Here is a 19,931-nt window from a genome sequence, read left to right as displayed (position 1 = left end):
CTCGGGTAAGCGTCTCCACTAAACGTAGCAAACTTTCGGCGTTTCGTAGTGCTGGCATCCGTCGCGGAAACCCCTTAAAATGGCATTTAAAATACATTTTAAAAATTCAAATTAATGAATAAAAATAACAACACTCAACAAGTGCTTAACCTGCCCGCGGGTTACTTCGGTATGGTGCTTGGCATCATTGGGATGGGCTTCGCCTGGCGATACGCCAGCACGCTCTGGCCCGTGACGCGCTGGCCTGGTGAGGGCCTGGTGGCCCTTGCGATTGTGATTTGGTTTTTGCTGACGGTGGCGTTTATCGCCCGGGCGATCCGTTTTCCGCAAAGTGTGCTGGCCGAGATGCGCCACCCGGTGATGAGCAGTTTTGTCAGCCTTTTTCCCGCCACAACGATGCTGGTCGCCATCGGTTTTGTGCCCTGGCTGCGCCCGGTGTCACTGGTGTTATTTGGCGTCGGGGTGGTGATACAGCTGGCTTATGCTGCCTGGCAAAGCGCCGGATTATGGCGCGGTAACCATCCGCAAGAGGCCACCACGCCGGGGTTATATCTGCCCACGGTGGCAAACAACTTTATCAGCGCCATGGCGTGCGGCGCGCTGGGGTTTAACGATGCCGGGCTGGTGTTTCTCGGGGCGGGCGTTTTTTCCTGGCTCAGCCTTGAGCCGGTGATTTTGCAACGACTTCGTAGCGCCGGGGAGTTGCCTTCCGCGCTGCGAACCTCGCTGGGTATTCAGCTGGCCCCCGCGCTGGTGGCCTGCAGCGCCTGGTTTAGCGTCAATGGCGGTGAGGCGGATACATTTGCCAAAATGCTGTTCGGCTACGGCCTGTTGCAACTGCTGTTTATGTTACGGCTGATGCCATGGTATTTGTCCCAGCCGTTTAACGCCTCGTTCTGGAGCTTCTCGTTTGGCGTGTCGGCCCTGGCCACCACGGGGCTTCATCTTGGGCAGAGCAGTCCGTCGGGCTTTTTTCACGCCATTGCCGTCCCACTGTTTATCTTTACCAATGTCATCATCGGGATGCTGCTGGTACGAACGTTTATCTTGCTGATACAGGGCAAACTTCTGGTGCGCACTGATAAAGCGCTGCTTATGCAATCTGAGGAAAAATAATGGCTGTTGATGAAAATTACTTCACAGAGAAATATAGCTTAACCCGTACGCACTCAGAAGTGCTGTATAGCGCGGGCATTGTGAAACCGGGTAAAACGCTGGATCTGGGCTGTGGTAACGGGCGTAACAGCCTCTATCTGGCAGCCAACGGTTACGACGTGACCGCGTGGGATAAAAATCCCCTGAGTATCGATAATATTGAGCGTATCAAAGCGGAAGAAGGCATCGTAAACCTGCAGACGGCAATCAAAGATCTGAACAACCTGAGCTTTGAGGGCGAATACGATTTTATTCTCTCTACCGTGGTGCTGATGTTCCTGGAAGCGAAAACCATTCCGGGCCTGATCGGCAATATGCAGCGCTGCACCAGACCCGGCGGTTATAACCTGATTGTTGCCGCGATGGACACGGCGGATTACCCGTGCACCGTCGGCTTCCCGTTTGCGTTCAAAAGCGGTGAACTGAGCAACTACTACGAGGGCTGGGCGTTGCTCAAGTACAACGAAGAGGTGGGCGAACTGCACCGCACCGACGAGAACGGTAACCGCATCAAACTGCGTTTTGCCACGCTGCTGGCGCGCAAGCCCGCTTAACGGGCGGCCAGCAGGCAGAGCTGCAGGGCCGTGTTGTATGAGGCCTCGAACGACGACAGCGGCAAAAACTCAAACTTCGAGTGGAAGTTATGCGCGCCGGTGAAGAAGTTTGGCGTGAGCAGGCCTTTTGCCGAGAGCGCTGCGCCGTCAGTACCGCCGCGCATTGGCGTCGGTTTGGGCGTGATCCCAAGGGATTCTATGGCCTCAAACATCAGGTCGATAGCGCGACGATCCTCACCAATCGCATTGCTGATATTGCTGTAGGTATCTTCAATGCGATATTCCACCTTTGCCGTAGGATGCTGCCCGGCAATCAACGCCGCGACATCGGCAATCTGCTGCTTGCGGGCGGCAAACTGTGCTTTATCGAAATCACGGATATTCGCTTTTAAGACGGCCTCGTTTTGCCCCGCCTGAATGCCGTTAAACCAGATATAGCCTTCACGCCCCTCGGTGCATTCCGGGGTTTGCTGGCGGTCAAAATGGCTGATGAAGTCTGTCGCCATCAGCAGTGGGTTAACCAGCACGCCTTTGGCGGACATGGGGTGAGCCGTTACGCCGGTAAAGCGAATTTCTGCCGCCGCGGCGTTGAAGTTCTCGTAAACAATCTCACCCAGTTCACAGCAGTCGATGGTCCAGGCAAAATCAACGTCAAAACGGTTTAGATCCAGCGCCTTCGCGCCACACAGGCCGATCTCCTCATCCGGCACAAACGCGACCACAATGTCGCCATGCTGATGTTCTGGCGTCAGGTTTTCCAGCAGCGTCATGACCACGGTGACGGCGGCTTTATTATCTGCGCCTAATACGCTGGTCCCGTCGCTGAAAATAATCTCTTCACCCGGGTAAGCCAGAATTTCCGGATGCTCTTTTACGCGTAACCAGATTGATTTCTCTTTATTCAAACAGAGGTCTTCACCCGTAAATTGTAATATTTGTGGATGAATATCCGGTGATAAACCGACATCGACGGTATCAATATGGGTAATAAAACCGATGCGTGGCGCCCCGGCTACATTACCTTTTTTAACCGCAGTAACCGTCGCGTATTCATCAATCACAATATCGTCTAAACCCAGCTGCGCCAGCTCCTGGGCTAGCTCACGCGCCATGTCGTGCTGGCCCGGCGTAGAGGGAAGGGTGTTCACTCTGGGATCGCTCTGGCTGGTGATGGCGAGATAGCGGAAGAAGCGGTGAGTTAATTGTCTGGAGAGTGCCGAGCCCATAGTGATTCCTTCTGTATTTATTTTTCAGGTGTTTGCTACATCACTTTAATGATATTTATGAAATGGCAAAAGAATTAATTAGCCGTCGAATTAAAAAGACAGGAATAAATGATGAAAAGCAAACTCACAATGTTAACGCTGGCACTTGCTGCGCTCACGGTCAATTCCACCGTCGCGGCAAAAACGCTGGTGTATTGCTCTGAAGGATCGCCGGAAAATTTTAATCCTCAGTTATACACGTCGGGAACCAGCGTGGATGCCAGTGCCGTGCCGGTCTATAACCGGCTGGTCGATTTCAGGGCGGGTACAACGGAACTGGTCCCGAGCCTCGCGGAACGCTGGGAGGTGAGCGAGGACGGCAAGGTTTATACCTTCCATCTGCGTAAAGGGGTGAAATTCCAGAGTAATAAATCGTTCAGGCCGACGCGCGACTTTAACGCCGACGACGTGATTTTCTCGTTTATGCGCCAGAAGGATGTAAACCATCCCTATCACAACGTCTCTAACGGCAGCTATTCCAACTTCGAGAGCCTTGAGTTCGGTAGCCTGATCACGGCCATTGATAAAGTTGATGACCACACTGTACGCTTTACGCTCGCCCATCCGGAAGCGCCGTTTGTCGCCGATCTGGCGTGGTATTTCGCCTCGATCCTGTCGGCGGAGTATGCCGACGCGATGCTGAAAGCCGGCACGCCGGAGAAGGTGGATATGGACCCGATTGGCACCGGGCCGTTTAAGCTGGCGCAGTACCAGAAAGATTCGCGCATCCTGTTCACTGCGTTTCCGGAGTACTGGCAGGGCAAATCGAAGCTGGATCGGCTGGTGTTTAGCATCACGCCCGATGCCTCGGTGCGTTTTGCCAAAATCGAGAAGAACGAATGTCAGGTGATGCCGTTTCCAAACCCGGCGGATCTGCCGCGCATGAAGGCTAACAAAGACATTAATCTGATGAGTAAAGCCGGGCTGAATACCGGTTTTCTGGCCTTCAATACGCAAAAACCTCCGCTGGATAACGTGAAGGTTCGCCAGGCGCTGGCAATGGCCATCAATAAGCCGGCCATCATTGACGCGGTATTCCACGGCACCGGCACGGCGGCGAAAAACCTGCTGCCACCCGGCGTCTGGAGCGCCGACAGCGAACTGAAGGATTACGACTACGATCCTGAAAAAGCGAAAGCGTTGTTGAAGGAGGCTGGTTTTGCAAACGGCATCAGCATCGATTTATGGGCGATGCCGGTTCAGCGTCCCTACAATCCGAACGCAAAACGGATGGCGGAGATGATTCAGGCCGACTGGGCGAAGGTTGGCGTCCAGACCAAAATCGTCACCTATGAATGGGGCGAGTATCTTAAGCGGGTGAAGGGCGGTGAACACCAGGCCGCGCTGATGGGCTGGACCACCGCAACCGGCGACCCGGATAACTTCTTTGGTCCGTTATTTACCTGTACTTCGGCTAACGGTGGATCTAATTCCGCCAAATGGTGCTACAAACCATTTGATAAAATTATCGCTGAAGCGAAATCGATAACCGATCATGATAAACGCGTGGCGCTGTATAAAGAGGCCCAGCAGATGATGCATGACCAGATGCCGGCAGTAATGATTGCCCATTCGACGATTTTTGAACCGGTGCGCAAGGAAGTCACGGGCTATGAAATCGATCCGTTTGGCAAGCATTTGTTCTGGCAGGTTGATATTAATCAGTAGTTTTTCTCTGCCCGGCGTTCAGTCGGGCAATCTTTTCGCAATTTGTGCTGCTTACATCATTTTTTGTCACAACAAACCCGCCAGACTTTTGCTATAACTTCAAATGCATACTTGCAGATAACATGGAATACCATCATGCGTACTCACACTTTTTTTAAAGTTGCAGTGCTTTCTGGTCTGTTGGCGTTAGCGGGCTGTTCGTCTAAAGTCGCCGCCCCCGAACAGTATTCAGGCTTTTTAAAAGATTATTCTGGATTGCAGCAAACAACGTCCGCAACGGGTAAACCGACGCTGCGTTGGGTCGACCCGTCGTATAACGAGGCAAATTACGACAGTATTTTATGGACGCCAATCACCTATTATCCAGCGCCAAAACCAACGACCCAAATTGGTCAAAAAACGCTTGATGAGCTTCTGGCTTATACCAACACCAAAATGAAAGCGGCAATCAGCCAGCGTAAACCTGTTGTTACAACGCCAGGTAAACACAGCCTGATCTTCCGCGGTGCGATTACCGGTGTGAGTTCACAGAAAGAAGGTCTGCAGTTCTATGAAGTAGTGCCCGTCGCGTTAGTGGTTGCAGGTACGCAGATGGCAACGGGGCACCGCACCATGGATACCCATCTCTTCTTCGAAGGCGAGCTGATTGATTCGGCGACGAATAAGCCGGTCATGAAGGTCGTGCGTAAAGGCGAAGGTAAAGAGCTGGCGAACGAAAACACGCCAATGGGCTTCGCAACGTTAAAACAGGTTGTGGATGACATGGCGACGGATGCCACCATGTTTGATGTTAAGAAAACCGCGAAATAATCAAAACGGCCTGCAGCAATGCAGGCCTTTTTTTATGCCATACGCAAACGTCTGAACCAGGTTTCCGGTTTCGTAAACATCACCATATTCCCGCCCAGAATCAGCAGTAATCCAATGATGCCGTTGAGATGCCACACGTAACCTTCATAGACCGTGGAGATGGACAGCGCCACCAGCGGGAAGAGCAGCGTACTGTATGCCGCTTTGCCCGGGCCAATGCGTCCCACCAGCGTGAAGTAGGCGCCAAAAGCGATGACCGAACCAAAAATGGCGAGATAAAGCAGCGCACCAATGTAACTCACCGTCCATTCGGGGATAAAACTGTCACCCCGGAACAGGGCAATGCAGCCCATAATGACCGTACCGTAAAACATCGCCCAGGCGTTGGTGGTCATGGTCTCCAGCCCTTTTCGCTGGTGGCGCATGCTGATCATATTGCCCAGCGAGAACCCGTAGGTCCCCAGTGCTGAAAGGCCAATCCCCGTCAGCAGGGAGGCACTCCAGCCGCTCGCCAGCAGGTCGTCCCAGAAGAGGGTGATGATCCCGATAAGTCCCAGGGCCGCCGCCGTCCAGAAGCGTGCGGGTGGGCGCTGACCGAAGAAAATAAAACTGTTGATAGCGTTATACAGTACGGCCATTGAGAAAATGACCGACTCCAGCCCGGTATTGATGTGCGCGGCGGCGGTATAAAAACACCAGAAGTTGAAGCAAAAAACGCAGCATCCCTGCAGCATGCAAAAGAGATGGTCCCGCAAGGCCAGCTTACGAAGCCGGCGCAGGGCAATTAAGACGATCATTATCGTGGCGCAGGCCACGGCAAAGCGCCAGAAAATTGACACCGGGGCTGCGACTGGTCCCTGTTGCAGGAAAATGGCAATCCAGGTTGTTCCCCATATCACCACCACCAGTCCATAGAGTAATGCGTTCATTGTTGCTCTCTTCTCACATACTGAAAAGTGCAGTCTGGCGCGAGTGGCATGACATTGCTTTCACCGATTTGCGGTGGACTTGCATATTCTTGCGCTTTTTTGTGGCTGCAGATCTGGCATCGTGGCGCAACACTTCATAGACTGAGAGTCTGATTACTCACCCGTTAATAGCTATGTCTCGCGCTTACGATACCTTTGAAACGCTACGCCAGCAGAACGCCGTGCTGCGGGAAACCGTTGCACTGAATTCCGGTATTCAACTGGCAGCCTGGTACAACAAGCACGACACGATAACCGTGAAAAGTAATCACCATACCCTCAGCCTGTACGTGGCGGACGGTTATGAGAGCTATCAAAAAACGCCGGGCGGCTGGAAAAACGGCGGCGGCCCGGACCGTTTCTGTCTGATGCCAAAAGAGAGTGAATCGACGTGGGATATTCGCGATGACCTGACGTTTGTCCATCTCTACTGCACCGATGAGCATCTGCGTGATGTCGGGGAAAAAATCTGGGACAAGCGCCCGCTGTCCCTGACGCTGGATGAAAAGATCTTCGGCAGCGACCCGAAAATTACCGCGCTTTACCGTCAGTTTTTGCTCGGCTGCGACTGGCAGCAAAAAGCTAACCAGCTCACCCTGAGTACCGCGTCTACGCTGTTGATGACCCATCTGTTACAGAATTACTCCAGCGTGCAGTGGAAACTGCCGGTGGTGACCGGCGGGTTGTCGCCGTTTGTGCTGCGTAACGTGCTGGCGTTTATCGAAGAGAACCTTTCCCAGCCGCTGACGCTGGCGGAACTGGCCGAACAGGCCGCGCTGAGCGAGTATCATTTCGCCAGAATGTTCCGTCAGTCCATGGGGCTGGCGCCACATCAGTACGTGATGCAGCGTCGGATGGAGAAAGCCAAAGCGCTGGTGCAGCACACAACCACACCGCTCACCGATATCGCGCTGGCCTGCGGGTTTAACTCCGCCAGCCATTTCAGTAACCGCTTTCGCAGCATGATGGGCATAACGCCCTCGCAGCTACGCGCGGCGAAGGTGTGAAAAAACCGTATAACATACGCCGCCCAGCACCAGCCCCCAGAACGCAGAGCCAATACCCAGGATCGTGATGCCGCTGGCGGTCATCAGAAAGGTGACTATTGCCGCGTCGCGTTCCGTTTCGTTGTTCAGTGCCTGATACAAGCTCCCGCTGATGGTGCCCAGCAGCGCCAGGCCGGCGAGCATCTGGATCCAGCTCAGGGGAAGGGAGGCCATCAGCCCGGAAATGGATCCGCCAAAAATGCCCGCCAGCAGATAAAACCCGCCTGCGGCCATGGCGGCAAGCCAGCGTTTGCTGGCATCCGGGTGCGCATCCGGGCTCTGGCAAATCGCAGCGGTGATCGCGGCAATACAGATGGAAAAGACGCCGAGCGGGGATAACACCAGTGCCAGCCCTCCGGTGACGATCATCAGCGGTGATACGGCCAGCGGATAGCCGGAAGCCTGCATCGTGGCGAAGCCCGGCGCATTCTGGGACGCCATGGTGACCAGGAAGAAGGGCACGCCAATGCTTATCAGACTGGTTAACGTAAAGGTCGGTGCGATAAACGTGGGCATCACCACGGAAAGGGTTAACTCTTTTGTGACAACGTCACCTCCCGCCCAGGCCACCATACTGCCCACCAGCAACGTGGCGACAATGGCGTAGCGGGGTGCCAGCGCTTTGGCGAACAGCCATGCCGCCAGCATGCTGCCGCACAGTAAAAAATGCCCCTCAAGATTGCTGAACGCCTGCAGTCCAAACCTGAGCAACACCCCGGCGAGCATAGCAGCGGCAAGGGAATGCGGGATAAGCTTCATCAGGCGAGCAAACAACCCGGTTACGCCGCACAGCAGAATGAGCGCGTTGGCAAAGATAAAAATCCCGATGGTCTCGGCAAGCGTTACCCCGTGCAGGCTGGTGGCTAACAGCGCCGCGCCGGGGGTGGACCAGGCGGTAAGCACCGGGGCTTTATACCACCAGGAAAGCGCCAGCGTGCTGACCCCCATACCTATCCCCAGGGCCGTCATCCAGCCGGCGATCTGCTGCGCGTTTGCGCCTGCGGCAGCAGCGGCTTGCCAGATAATGGCGGCGGAACTGGCATATCCCACCAGAACGGCGACAAAACCGGCGAGAACGGCAGGAAAGAGTGAGGATGAAGGGCGCATAAAAACTCCGTTGTGCGTTATAACGTCCGCCCTAAGGTAACACTGTGCGTTATAGCGCACAAGTGGTATGATCGGTCGCATCAGGAGGGAACATGGACATCACACAACATCTTGCTTACACACTGAAAACCGAGCGTCAGGCGCGTGGCTGGAGCCTCGCCAGACTGGCGGAAGAGACCGGCGTTTCAAAGGCCATGCTCGGGCAAATCGAGCGCAATGAATCCAGCCCGACGGTATCCACGTTGTGGAAAATCGCCACGGGGCTGAACATCCCTTTTTCTGCCTTCATCACGGCGGCAGCTGACAGGCAGGCGGTATTCGACCCGGAACAGCAGGCGATGGTGGTGAAACCGTTATTCCCGTGGGATGAGACGCTAAAGTTTGACCACTTTTCGATAACCCTCGCTGCCGGCGCCCTGAGCGAATCCACGCCCCACGAGGCTGGCGTGATTGAACACGTGGTGGTGATCAGCGGCGAACTGGAGATGAACATTGATGGCGAGTGGCAGACCATTACTGCCGATTCTGGGGTGCGTTTTGCCGGGGATAAACCGCACGCCTATCGCAACAGCAGCGACCGGCCGGTGCATTTTCACTCCCTGATCCATTATCCCCGCTGAAGCGACGCAAAACTGTTTCGCTGCCGCATACTTCTGACTACAATAGCCGCCATTTTGACCATAACGGATAACGACGAAGTATGCGCCTGCAATCCCATCATCTCGAACTCTTAAGCCCGGCCCGCGACGCCTCCATCGCCCGTGAAGCGATCCTTCATGGTGCTGATGCCGTCTACATTGGTGGGCCTGGCTTTGGTGCCCGTCATAACGCCAGCAACAGCCTGAGCGATATTGCTGAACTGGTGCCGTTCGCCCATCGCTTTGGGGCGAAAGTGTTCGTGACCCTGAACACCATTCTGCATGATGATGAGCTGGAGCCTGCGCAACGTTTAATTACCGATCTCTACCAGACCGGCGTCGATGCCCTGATTGTGCAGGATATGGGCGTGCTGGAGCTGGATATTCCTCCCATTGAACTGCACGCCAGTACCCAGTGCGATATCCGCACGGTAGAGAAGGCGAAGTTTCTTTCTGATGTGGGTTTTTCCCAGATCGTGCTGGCGCGTGAGCTGAACCTGAACCAGATCCGCGATATTCACCAGGCGACCGACGCAACCATTGAATTCTTTATCCACGGCGCGCTGTGCGTCGCCTATTCTGGTCAGTGCAATATTTCCCACGCCCAGACGGGGCGCAGCGCCAACCGCGGCGACTGCTCTCAGGCATGTCGTCTGCCGTATACCCTGAAAGACGATCAGGGCCGCGTTGTGGCGTTCGAAAAACACCTGCTCTCGATGAAAGATAACGATCAGACTGCCAACCTGGGTGCGCTGATTGACGCCGGCGTGCGTTCCTTCAAGATTGAAGGGCGTTATAAAGACATGAGCTACGTGAAGAACATCACCGCTCACTATCGTCAGATGCTGGATGCCATCATTGAAGATCGCGGTGACCTGGCGCGTGCGTCGGCCGGTCGTACCGAGCATTTCTTTATTCCGTCAACGGACAAAACTTTCCACCGCGGCAGCACTGACTACTTTGTGAATGCCCGTAAAGGGGATATCGGTGCGTTTGATTCACCGAAGTTTATTGGTTTACCGGTGGGTGAAGTGCTGAAAGTGGCAAAAGATCACCTCGACGTGGAAGTGACCGAGCCGCTGGCCAACGGCGATGGACTGAACGTGATGATCAAGCGTGAAGTGGTGGGCTTCCGTGCGAATACGGTGGAAAAAACCGGTGAAAATCGCTATCGCGTATGGCCAAACGAGATGCCTGCGGATCTCTACAAAGCGCGCCCTAACGCGGCACTGAACCGTAACCTTGACCATAACTGGCAGCAGGCGCTACTGAAAACCTCGAGCGAACGCCGTATCGCGGTGGACATTGAACTGGGTGGCTGGGAAGAGCAGCTGATCCTGACCATGACCTGTGAAGACGGTATCAGCGTAACGCACACGCTTGATGGTCTGTTCGAGGTGGCAAACAACGCGGAAAAAGCCCTTAATAACCTGAAGGATGGCGTGGCGAAGCTGGGGCAGACCCTTTACTACGCGCGTCATATCGACGTTAACCTGCCGGATGCCCTGTTTGTTCCGAACAGCCTGCTGAATCAGTTCCGCCGCGAGACGGCAGAAATGCTGGATGCCGCCCGCCTGGCTAACTATCCACGCGGCAGCCGCAAGGCCGAAACCGTTCCTGCGCCGGTTTACCCTGACACGCACTTGTCATTCCTGGCGAACGTCTATAACCACAAAGCGCGTGAATTCTATCACCGTCACGGCGTACAGCTGATTGACGCAGCCTATGAAGCGCATGAAGAGAAGGGCGACGTGCCGGTGATGATCACCAAGCACTGTCTCCGCTTCGCCTTCAACCTCTGCCCGAAACAGGCGAAAGGGAATATTAAAAGCTGGAAGGCCACACCGATGCAGCTGGTGAATGGCGACGAAGTGCTGACCCTGAAATTTGACTGCCGTCCGTGCGAAATGCATGTGATTGGCAAGATGAAAAATCATATTTTCAAAATGCCGTCACCGGGTAGCGTTGTGGCCTCCGTGAGCCCGGACGATTTAATGAAAACCCTGCCTAAGCGTAAGGGTAATTAATTACCGAAAGTGCGTGTCCGGTTTGCGCGATTTCTGCCACAGGTGGTGTTCGCGCAAACCTTCCGCAGACTCTTCTGCAACGCTGCGTAATTCATCGCTATCCGCTTCATGGCGGAGCTGATGCTCCACATTCTTTACCCACACATATTCATGGCCTTTATGTCCTGCCATCAGCTGACCTGAAAATAACCCACACACCAGCAATATCAGCGTTAACCCTTTTCTCATCATTATTTCACCGTTGAATGCCATCGCGGGACTATCATGCCAATAATTTCTTCGGGAAATTATTCAAAAATTCAAATTAGCGCAAAGAGAGTGTCAAATTCTGTGCGGCGACAGCTGTGATGAGACTTTTCCTAAAATTAGCATCAAGTTTGTTAACCGCCAATTCTGGTACGTAATTAGCCACTAGCTTTAAGGATAAATCCTATATAATGGTTAAACTCTGGCTAAGGAATGGGTCTTGTTAAATGAAAAAAATGATAGCGCTTGCGCTGCTGGTGGTTGCTGTTGGGGCGGGTGCAGGTATTTACTCTATTAGTAATGACGAACCAGAATATATTCAGTCCGCGAAAGCGCGTGTTGGGTCATATTTAACCAGCGATTACGGACGCGTGGCCTGTAATAGCACCAAAATTGATGACCAGCGCTGGCAATTAGGCTGCACCAATCAGGCAAGAGGTAAAACATTCGAGTTCGCGGTTTATCCGTCTGAAAAAGCACCGTATGGTGTGTCGCGTTCGTTTTATCTGGAAGCCATCAATGATGATGCAAAACAGAGCGCGGAGCAGGGTCTGATGCGTTATTTGCAAATCAATACCAAAGCGGGTTAATCAGGCTGTTTACCTTTCATTGAGACTATGGATGTTAGTTTGTAAGAGATCCGCTGCTCGGCCATGGAGTGTCGGGACGTAGAGACCAAAATACAAATCTATCCATGCAAGCATTTACCGCCATATTATGGCGGTTTTTTTTGTCTGCAATCCGGCCACTAGCGGGCAGGACGCGAATAGTGTTTGCGATACTGGGCCGGTGAAAGGGCGAACTGCTGCCGAAAATGGTGACGCAGGGTCGATGCCTGACCGAATCCGGTCTGCTCCGCGATGCTGTCGATACTTAAGCGACTGCTTTCCAGATAATCTTTTGCCCTCAGCAGGCGCTCATTGAGCAGCCAGCGCGCGGGCGTGGTGCCGGTCGCATCCTGAAAGCGGCGCAGAAAGGTGCGTTGACTCATGCCGACCCGACGCGCCAGTGAATCAACGCTGTGCGATACGGCAAGATGGGTGTGCAGAAAATCAAACAGCTGACCGAGACGTTGACTTTCGCGCAGTTGCGCCACCGGGCGGCTTAGCTGCTGCGGCTGTGAGCCATCCCGGTGCGGGGGAATGACCAGACGACGCGCTACGGTGTTGGCGATTTCCATCCCATAATCCCGCCGGACTACGTGCAGGCATAAATCGATACCTGCCGCGCTGCCCGCCGAGGTAAGAATGTCGCCGTCGTCCTGATAAAGTACATCTTCAACCACCTCGATGGCCGGGTAACGGGCCTTAAGCGCCTCAATATAGCGCCAGTGCGTTGTGGCTTTACGCCCATCCAGCAGCCCGGCAGCGGCAAGAACAAACACGCCGGAACAGATCGACAAAAGCTGGCATCCCCGCGCATTGGCCTTACGTAATGCCGCGCAGAGCGCGGGCGGAACCGGTGAATCCAGTCCTCGCCAGCCGGGCACAACGATCAGGTCGGCCGTCTCAAGCAGGGTTAAATCGCCGTCGGTGATGAGGCGAATCCCGCCGGTCGCCCGAAGTTCACCGCTGTCTACGCCCGCCACGGCAAAACGATACCATTCGTCTCCCAGCTCCGGACGCGGCAGACCAAAGATTTCTACTGCGACGCCAAACTCAAAGGTACACAAACCGTCATACGCCAACACAATGACCTGAGGGCGGGAAATCTGTCTTAAGTTTGTCATCTTTTTGCTGTTTTCTGGCATAAGCGAGCGCATTCACGGGCTGAATTTGTGGATAGAGTAGTGTTAACACAAACGCCAAAGATGAGGAAGGATCATGAGTTATGTTACTGAATTTCCGGCTACTGAACCCCAGGAAGCCGTTACCCATTTTCTGCGCCGCCTGAGCGTCGAGACCGATTGCGCCGATGTGCATCATGCCATCACGAATCACGAACAGGATTTCGTCCTGCTGCACGTCGTCGGGAGCCCGCAGCAGTTCGCCCGCCGTCACGTTCCCGGTGCGCTACATATGCCGTGGCGTCAGATCATCGCCGAACGCATGGCCCAGTGGCCTGACGGCACGCTGTTTGTGGTCTATTGTGCCGGGCCTCACTGCAACGGTGCGGACAGAGCCGCGCTGAAGCTGGCGCGTCTGGGGCTGCCGGTGAAAATTATGCTCGGCGGGATCACCGGCTGGGAAGATGAAAAGTTTGAGTTTGCGAGCCAGGAATCGCTCTCCGCACTGTGAAGATGAATTTTTTTCAACACCCGTGAAATTTTCTCGTTTGCCGGCTGGCGGCAGGTATGACATCTTTTTTGGACATTTAGACATCCAGAAGTCTAAAGATTCAAATAATGAATTATCACTGCAGGCAATTATTGTCGGCAGATAGAGGAGATTTCCATGCAACGACACCATGCCCCATACCGCGCCGATGTAGTTGGCAGCTTTTTACGTCCGGATGCCATCAAACAGGCTCGCCTGAAATTCGCCAGCGGCGAAATTGATGCCGGGCAGCTTCGTGCGGTTGAGGATGAGGCGATCCGCCATGTTGTTGAGCAGCAGTGCGCCTGTGGCTTGCATGTGGTGACCGACGGTGAATTTCGTCGTGCCTGGTGGCACTTTGATTTCTTCGACGGTCTGCAGGGTGTTGAGCGTTACGATTCTCAGCAGGGTATTCAGTTCAACGGTGTACAGACCAAAGCCCACGGCGTGCGCGTGACCGGCAAACTGGGCTTTGGCGATCACCCGATGCTGGAGGATTTCCGCTACCTGAAAAGCATTAGCGGGAATGCTCAGCCGAAGATGACCATTCCCAGCCCGAGCGTGCTGCATTTCCGCGGTGGACGCAAAGACATTGATGCGACGGTCTACCCGGATCTGAAGGACTATTTTGACGATCTGGCGACCACCTGGCGGGACGCGATCCGGGCGTTTTACGACGCGGGCTGCCGTTATCTGCAGCTGGATGACACCGTCTGGGCCTATCTCTGTTCGGACGAACAACGTCGTCAGATCCACGAGCGTGGTGACGATGCCGACGAGCTGGCGCGTATATATGCCCGCGTTCTGAATAAGGCACTGGAGGGCAAGCCGGACGATCTCACCATCGGGCTGCATGTCTGTCGCGGCAACTTCCGTTCAACCTGGATTTCCGAAGGGGGCTATGAGCCGGTGGCTGAAGTGCTGTTCGGGACGGTCAACGTGGATGCCTTTTTCCTTGAGTACGACAATGACCGGAGCGGTGATTTTGCGCCACTGCGTTTTGTTCGCCCGGGCAAGCAGCAGGTGGTGCTCGGCCTTATCACCACCAAAAATGGCGAGCTGGAGAACCCGGAAGGGGTGAAGGCGCGTCTGGAAGAGGCGGCGAAATACGTGGCTAAAGAGCAGATTTGCCTGAGCCCGCAGTGCGGATTTGCCTCTACCGAAGAGGGCAACAGCCTGAGCGAAACCCAGCAGTGGGACAAAGTCCGCCTGGTGACGCAGATCGCCAGCGAAGTCTGGTAAACCCTCCGCCACAGCGCTGCATTATAAAAGTGCAGCGCTGTACCATTCTGAGTCGTTCTTTTTACATCCTTCGTTACTTCTCCTGTCATAGCGCTTTATCCATCCTGGCATCCTTTTTGCTCTCTCTAAGCTGACGTTTTTATTTTCTGCGTCCACGCCGTAACGGACGCCTTTGCACAGCTTTCTTTTTCAGGAGTGAAAATATGCACCGTCGTACCTTATTAAAAGCCTTCGCATTGTCCGCGTCTGTCGTAGCTATGGGGATGAGTTTTGGCGCTCAGGCGGCCGATACCATCAAGGTGGGGATCATGCATTCCCTTTCCGGCACGATGGCGATTTCCGAAACGCCGCTTAAAGATGTTGCGCTGATGACCATCGATGAGATCAACGCCAAAGGGGGCGTGCTGGGTAAGAAGCTGGAACCGGTAGTGGTTGACCCGGCCTCGAACTGGCCGCTGTTTGCCGAAAAAGCGCGCCAGCTGCTGAGCCAGGACAAAGTGGCAGTGGTGTTTGGTTGCTGGACGTCGGTGTCGCGTAAATCGGTGCTGCCGGTGTTTGAGGAGCTGAACGGACTGCTGTTCTACCCGGTGCAGTATGAAGGCGAAGAGATGTCACCTAACGTCTTCTATACCGGTGCCGCGCCAAACCAGCAGGCAATCCCGGCGGTGGAGTACCTGATGAGTGAAGACGGAGGCAGCGCGAAACGCTTCTTCCTGTTAGGCACCGACTACGTTTATCCCCGCACCACGAACAAAATCTTGCGTGCTTTCCTGCATTCGAAAGGGGTGGAAGATAAAGACATTGAAGAGGTATACACCCCGTTTGGTCACAGCGATTACCAGACTATCGTTTCCAGTATCAAAAAATTCTCTGCCGGAGGGAAAACCGCGGTGGTTTCCACCATCAACGGCGACTCCAACGTTCCGTTCTATAAAGAGCTGGCTAACCAGGGCCTGAAAGCTACCGATGTTCCTGTTGTGGCCTTCTCCGTGGGAGAAGAGGAGCTGCGCGGGATCGACACCAAACCGCTGGTGGGCAACCTGGCGGCGTGGAACTACTTTGAGTCCGTTGATAACCCGACCAACCAGGCGTTTGTGGCGGATTACAAAGCGTATGCCAGGGCACACAAATTGCCGAACGCCGACACCGTGGTCACCAACGACCCGATGGAAGCCACCTACGTCGGGATCCATATGTGGGCGCAGGCGGTTGAAAAAGCAGGTACCACCGACGTCGATAAAGTTCGGGCGGCAATGGCCGGTCAGTCCTTCAAGGCACCTTCAGGCTTTACGCTCACCATGGATGCCACCAACCACCATCTGCATAAGCCGGTCATGATTGGCGAAATTGAAGGTAACGGCCAGTTTAATGTGGTCTGGCAGACGGAACAGCCGGTGCGCGCCCAGCCGTGGAGTCCCTTCATTGCCGGTAATGACAAAAAGCCCGATCAGCCGATGAAAACCGCCAGCAACTAAGTTATCACCGCAGGGAGAAAAGTCATGAACGCCATACGCACGATCATCGCTATTGTGTGGCTTACCGGACTGCTGCCAGGGATGGTGCAGGCATCGGATGCCGACCAATTCGTGGCCGCCAGTCGCAGCCAGCAGGCAGAACTGTTGACACAGTGGGCAACCGCGCCGGAGGCGGCACGGTTGCCGCTGCTCCAGGCGCTGCAGAGTGAAAGTCTCTACATCGACAGCCAGAAACATGCGTTTGCACAACGCCAGGGGGCAATGGTTCCCCTGGGTGAAACAAAAGCCGCAGCAGGCCAAATCAAAGCCGTGCGTCTGACCAACCGGCTGCGCAATCTGGTGGCGACGGCAATGGCAACCCATCAGCTCGTGAGTGACAGTGTCACGGAAAGGCGTACGGCAGCCCGTCAACTCCAGCGGGATGCGCAGCCTGAAATGCTCGATTTCCTGCAAAAGCGGGTGAGCAGCGAAACGGATGATGTGGCCCGTCAGTCGCTGATGCTGGCGCTGGCGAACCTCCAGCTGGCAAGTCCGCAGGCTGCGGTGCGCCTGAACGCTGTGGCGCTGTTAGGGCAATCAGACGATCCGGACGTCCAGTCCCGGCTGACGCCGTATACGCAGGCAGCATCGGAGCCGGATGCCGGCGTACGTGCTGCCGCTGCCGAAAGTCTGAAACAGATTGAGCATCGCCTGATGTGGGGCGATCTGCTTGGTCAGGCGTTTATGGGGCTCTCGCTGGGGTCGGTACTGTTGCTCGCCGCACTGGGGCTGGCAATTACCTACGGCCTGCTGGGGGTGATTAACATGGCCCACGGGGAAATGCTGATGCTGGGCGCGTACGCCACCTGGATGGTTCAGCAGGTGATGGCCGGCTTCGCCCCACAGTGGCTGGCGCTCTACCCGATCGTTGCGCTGCCGGTGGCGTTTCTTGTGACCGCCAGCATCGGGATGGTGCTCGAACGTACCGTTATTCGTCATTTGTATGGCCGACCGCTGGAAACGCTGCTGGCGACATGGGGTATTAGCCTGATGATTATTCAGCTGGTACGCATGACGTTTGGTGCCCAGAACCTGGAGGTGGCAAACCCGGCATGGCTGTCCGGTGGCGTGCAGGTGTTTGCCAATCTGACGCTGCCGTGGAACCGCATTGTGGTACTGGGTTTTGTGCTGCTGGTGCTGTTCTTCACGTGGCTCATTCTGAACAAAACCCGTCTTGGACTGAACGTGCGCGCAGTGACGCAAAATCGCAACATGGCGGCCTGCTGCGGGGTACCGACAGGTCGCGTCGATATGCTGGCCTTTGGGCTTGGCTCGGGGATTGCGGGTCTGGGGGGCGTGGCGTTATCGCAGTTAGGCAACGTTGGGCCAGAACTGGGCCAGGGTTACATCATCGACTCGTTCCTCGTGGTGGTGCTTGGCGGGGTGGGTCAACTGGCAGGTAGCGTGGCCGCGGCGTTTGGGCTGGGGATCTTTAATAAAATTCTCGAACCGCAAATGGGGGCAGTATTGGGCAAAATCCTGATCCTGGTGGCGATTATTCTGTTTATTCAGAAACGTCCGCAGGGGTTATTCGCACTGAAAGGGAGGGTTACTGACTGATGAGCCAGCCGCTTACCTTAACGCTGGCGCGCAAAGCGCCACGCACGACGCAGATAGCCGGTAGCCTGATCGTGGCCTGCCTGCTGGTTTTACCGTTTTTCGCCTTACTGCCCGCGACGCATCCGCTGGCGATCTCGACCTGGATGCTCACGCTCACGGGTAAGATCCTCTGCTATGCCATTGTCGCCGTGGCGCTCGATCTGGTGTGGGGCTATGCCGGAATGCTCTCCCTGGGGCACGGTATCTTCTTCGCGCTGGGCGGCTATGCGATGGGCATGTACCTGATGCGCCAGGCGGCGGGTGACGGGCTGCCCGCGTTTATGTCGTTTCTCTCCTGGAGTGAACTGCCGTGGTTCTGGTGGGGGACGCAGCACTTTGTCTGGGCACTGGTATTAATTGTGATGGTGCCGGGGCTGCTGGCGCTGGTGTTTGGCTGGTTTGCCTTTCGCTCAAAAATCAAAGGGGTCTATTTTTCGATCATGACCCAGGCGCTGACGTACGCGGGGATGTTGCTGTTCTTTCGCAATGAAACCGGCTTTGGCGGGAATAACGGCTTTACCGGTTTTACCACGCTGCTCGGGTTTTCCGTTACCGCGACCACCACCCGTATTGCGCTGTTTCTGGCTACCGTGATTCTGTTGTTGGTAGCGCTGGGCACAGGCTTCGCGCTGGCGAAAAGTAAGTTCGGTCGCATTCTGACCGCGGTGCGTGACGCCGAAAACCGCCTGACGTTTTGCGGGTACGATCCCCGTGGTTTCAAGCTGCTGGTGTGGACACTTTCAGCCGTACTCTGCGGTCTGGCCGGTGCACTGTATGTGCCGCAGGTGGGCATTATCAACCCGGGTGAAATGTCGCCAACCAACTCAATTGAAGCGGCCATCTGGGTTGCGCTGGGGGGGCGCGGCACGCTGGTCGGCCCGGTAATAGGCGCGGCGCTGGTGAACGGTGCGAAGAGCATCTTTACCGTCGCCCTGCCGGAATACTGGCAGCTGTTTCTGGGGCTGATTTTCATCGCCGTGACGCTGTTTTTACCGCGCGGTGTCTACGGTCTGTTTCGTAAGGGAGAACACTAATGCAGCCAGCCGAAGGATTATTTACCCGCCAGTTACCCGGGGATCGCTATCGCGACCAGACCGATCCGGTACTGCAGCTTGAAGCCATCAACGTGAATTTCGATGGTTTTCAGGCGCTGACGGACCTCTCACTGAACATTGGCGTGGGTGAATTGCGCTGCGTGATTGGCCCCAACGGTGCGGGAAAAACGACATTAATGGACGTGATTACCGGCAAAACGCGGCCTAAAAGCGGCAGAGCGCTGTACGATCAGTCCATCGACCTGACGGCGCTTGAACCCGCCGAGATCGCCCGCCAGGGCATCGGACGTAAGTTCCAGAAGCCCACGGTCTTTGAAGCGCTCACGGTGTGGGAAAATCTTGAGATTGCGATGAAAACTGACAAATCCGTCTGGGCGAGCCTGCGGGCCAGACTCAACGGCGAGCAGCGGGATCGTATTGACGAGATGCTGCTCTTGCTGCGGCTTGGCGGTGAGCGCGATCGCCGCGCCGGGCTGCTTTCGCACGGGCAAAAGCAGTTTCTGGAGATTGGCATGCTGCTGGTGCAGGACCCGCATCTGCTGTTGCTGGATGAACCGGCGGCCGGAATGACCGACGCGGAGACCGACTATACGGCTGAGCTGTTCAGAACCCTTGCGGGCAAACACTCCCTGATGGTGGTCGAGCACGATATGGGCTTTGTCGAAACCATTGCCGATCACGTGACGGTACTGCACCAGGGACGCGTGCTGGCGGAAGGGTCACTTCGCCAGGTACAGGCGAATGAGCAGGTCATAGAAGTCTATCTGGGACGCTAAGGAGCC

The 19,931-nt window shown here is 55.3% G+C and carries 19 protein-coding genes; 14 read left to right on the top strand and 5 right to left on the bottom strand.

The genetic code is table 11. The annotated features are described in order from the left end of the window. The first annotated feature begins 114 nt into the window (after positions 1 to 114). Together tehA and tehB are read left to right on the top strand one after the other, a co-directional pair. The gene (tehA, locus tag BJ887_RS07725; protein WP_121339693.1) at positions 115 to 1,116 is read left to right on the top strand and encodes a dicarboxylate transporter/tellurite-resistance protein TehA; all 1,002 of its coding nucleotides are present in this window, start codon (positions 115 to 117) and stop codon (positions 1,114 to 1,116) included. Next, positions 1,116 to 1,709 carry a tellurite resistance methyltransferase TehB gene (gene tehB, locus BJ887_RS07720; RefSeq protein WP_121339692.1) on the top strand — a complete coding sequence of 198 codons (594 nt, stop codon included), beginning with the start codon at positions 1,116 to 1,118 and terminating at the stop codon, positions 1,707 to 1,709. The genes tehA and tehB overlap by 1 nt, the downstream gene beginning before the upstream one ends. Here tehB and pepT read toward each other — a convergent pair. Next, positions 1,706 to 2,935: a peptidase T gene (gene pepT, locus BJ887_RS07715; RefSeq protein ID WP_121339691.1), complete on the bottom strand. Its 1,230-nt coding sequence runs from the start codon at positions 2,933 to 2,935 to the stop codon at positions 1,706 to 1,708. The two genes, tehB and pepT, sit on opposite strands and share 4 nt — an antisense overlap. Positions 2,936 to 3,046: 111 nt before the next feature. Between pepT and BJ887_RS07710 the strand changes: the two genes are divergently transcribed. Both BJ887_RS07710 and BJ887_RS07705 read left to right on the top strand, forming a co-directional pair. After that, positions 3,047 to 4,642: an ABC transporter substrate-binding protein gene (locus BJ887_RS07710; RefSeq protein ID WP_121339690.1), complete on the top strand. Its 1,596-nt coding sequence runs from the start codon at positions 3,047 to 3,049 to the stop codon at positions 4,640 to 4,642. A gap of 135 nt (positions 4,643 to 4,777) precedes the next feature. Further along, positions 4,778 to 5,452 (top strand): DUF3313 domain-containing protein, encoded by a 675-nt coding sequence (locus tag BJ887_RS07705; RefSeq protein ID WP_020884175.1) that lies wholly within the window; start codon positions 4,778 to 4,780, stop codon positions 5,450 to 5,452. A gap of 32 nt (positions 5,453 to 5,484) precedes the next feature. Here the strand turns inward: BJ887_RS07705 and BJ887_RS07700 are convergent, their stop codons facing one another. Further along, positions 5,485 to 6,381, bottom strand: coding sequence for a DMT family transporter (locus BJ887_RS07700; RefSeq protein WP_014170023.1), 897 nt, complete (start codon positions 6,379 to 6,381; stop codon positions 5,485 to 5,487). Positions 6,382 to 6,554: 173 nt separating this feature from the next. Here BJ887_RS07700 and BJ887_RS07695 point away from each other — a divergent pair, with 173 nt between their 5' ends. Then, positions 6,555 to 7,427 carry a helix-turn-helix domain-containing protein gene (locus BJ887_RS07695; RefSeq protein ID WP_040017453.1) on the top strand — a complete coding sequence of 291 codons (873 nt, stop codon included), beginning with the start codon at positions 6,555 to 6,557 and terminating at the stop codon, positions 7,425 to 7,427. Here BJ887_RS07695 and BJ887_RS07690 read toward each other — a convergent pair. Then, positions 7,407 to 8,573 (bottom strand): benzoate/H(+) symporter BenE family transporter, encoded by a 1,167-nt coding sequence (locus BJ887_RS07690; RefSeq protein ID WP_121339689.1) that lies wholly within the window; start codon positions 8,571 to 8,573, stop codon positions 7,407 to 7,409. The genes BJ887_RS07695 and BJ887_RS07690 overlap by 21 nt on opposite strands. Before the next feature lie 92 nt (positions 8,574 to 8,665). On the opposite strand from BJ887_RS07690, the gene BJ887_RS07685 reads away from it, so the two are divergent. Together BJ887_RS07685 and BJ887_RS07680 are read left to right on the top strand one after the other, a co-directional pair. After that, on the top strand, positions 8,666 to 9,193 hold the full coding sequence (locus BJ887_RS07685; RefSeq protein WP_032681024.1) for a helix-turn-helix domain-containing protein: 528 nt from the start codon (positions 8,666 to 8,668) through the stop codon (positions 9,191 to 9,193). An 80-nt stretch (positions 9,194 to 9,273) separates the two neighbouring features. After that, complete coding sequence (locus tag BJ887_RS07680) at positions 9,274 to 11,238, top strand: U32 family peptidase (protein ID WP_014170027.1); 1,965 nt, start codon at positions 9,274 to 9,276, stop codon at positions 11,236 to 11,238. On the opposite strand, the gene BJ887_RS07675 is transcribed toward BJ887_RS07680, so the two are convergent. Then, complete coding sequence (locus BJ887_RS07675) at positions 11,239 to 11,469, bottom strand: DUF2554 family protein (protein ID WP_025204219.1); 231 nt, start codon at positions 11,467 to 11,469, stop codon at positions 11,239 to 11,241. A gap of 242 nt (positions 11,470 to 11,711) precedes the next feature. On the opposite strand from BJ887_RS07675, the gene BJ887_RS07670 reads away from it, so the two are divergent. Continuing rightward, a complete protein-coding gene (locus BJ887_RS07670) occupies positions 11,712 to 12,074 on the top strand; it encodes a hypothetical protein (protein ID WP_020884170.1) in 363 nt (120 codons plus the stop codon). 158 nt (positions 12,075 to 12,232) lie between these two features. Here the strand turns inward: BJ887_RS07670 and ftrA are convergent, their stop codons facing one another. Continuing rightward, on the bottom strand, positions 12,233 to 13,234 hold the full coding sequence (gene ftrA, locus BJ887_RS07665) for a transcriptional regulator FtrA (RefSeq protein WP_032670382.1): 1,002 nt from the start codon (positions 13,232 to 13,234) through the stop codon (positions 12,233 to 12,235). Between the two features lie 73 nt (positions 13,235 to 13,307). Here ftrA and BJ887_RS07660 point away from each other — a divergent pair, with 73 nt between their 5' ends. The 6 genes from BJ887_RS07660 (at position 13,308) to urtD (ending at position 19,925) form a co-directional block, all read left to right on the top strand. Continuing rightward, on the top strand, positions 13,308 to 13,721 hold the full coding sequence (locus tag BJ887_RS07660) for a rhodanese-like domain-containing protein (RefSeq protein WP_121339688.1): 414 nt from the start codon (positions 13,308 to 13,310) through the stop codon (positions 13,719 to 13,721). Between the two features lie 156 nt (positions 13,722 to 13,877). Beyond that, positions 13,878 to 14,981: a cobalamin-independent methionine synthase II family protein gene (locus tag BJ887_RS07655; RefSeq protein ID WP_113656209.1), complete on the top strand. Its 1,104-nt coding sequence runs from the start codon at positions 13,878 to 13,880 to the stop codon at positions 14,979 to 14,981. Positions 14,982 to 15,184: 203 nt separating this feature from the next. Continuing rightward, the gene (urtA, locus tag BJ887_RS07650; protein ID WP_020884166.1) at positions 15,185 to 16,456 is read left to right on the top strand and encodes an urea ABC transporter substrate-binding protein; all 1,272 of its coding nucleotides are present in this window, start codon (positions 15,185 to 15,187) and stop codon (positions 16,454 to 16,456) included. Between the two features lie 24 nt (positions 16,457 to 16,480). After that, positions 16,481 to 18,055, top strand: coding sequence for an urea ABC transporter permease subunit UrtB (gene urtB, locus BJ887_RS07645; RefSeq protein ID WP_121339687.1), 1,575 nt, complete (start codon positions 16,481 to 16,483; stop codon positions 18,053 to 18,055). Next, the gene (gene urtC / locus BJ887_RS07640) at positions 18,055 to 19,128 is read left to right on the top strand and encodes an urea ABC transporter permease subunit UrtC (RefSeq protein ID WP_121339686.1); all 1,074 of its coding nucleotides are present in this window, start codon (positions 18,055 to 18,057) and stop codon (positions 19,126 to 19,128) included. Before urtB ends, urtC begins: the two co-directional genes overlap by 1 nt. Beyond that, on the top strand, positions 19,128 to 19,925 hold the full coding sequence (urtD, locus tag BJ887_RS07635) for an urea ABC transporter ATP-binding protein UrtD (RefSeq protein ID WP_020884163.1): 798 nt from the start codon (positions 19,128 to 19,130) through the stop codon (positions 19,923 to 19,925). The genes urtC and urtD overlap by 1 nt, the downstream gene beginning before the upstream one ends. The last annotated feature ends 6 nt before the right edge of the window (positions 19,926 to 19,931 follow it).

It is taken from the genome of Enterobacter sp. WPR_3_1 (genome assembly GCF_003635055.1).
In the GTDB taxonomy this organism is placed as follows: domain Bacteria; phylum Pseudomonadota; class Gammaproteobacteria; order Enterobacterales; family Enterobacteriaceae; genus Enterobacter; species Enterobacter ludwigii.
This window is presented reverse-complemented; position numbering and strand designations above follow the sequence as displayed.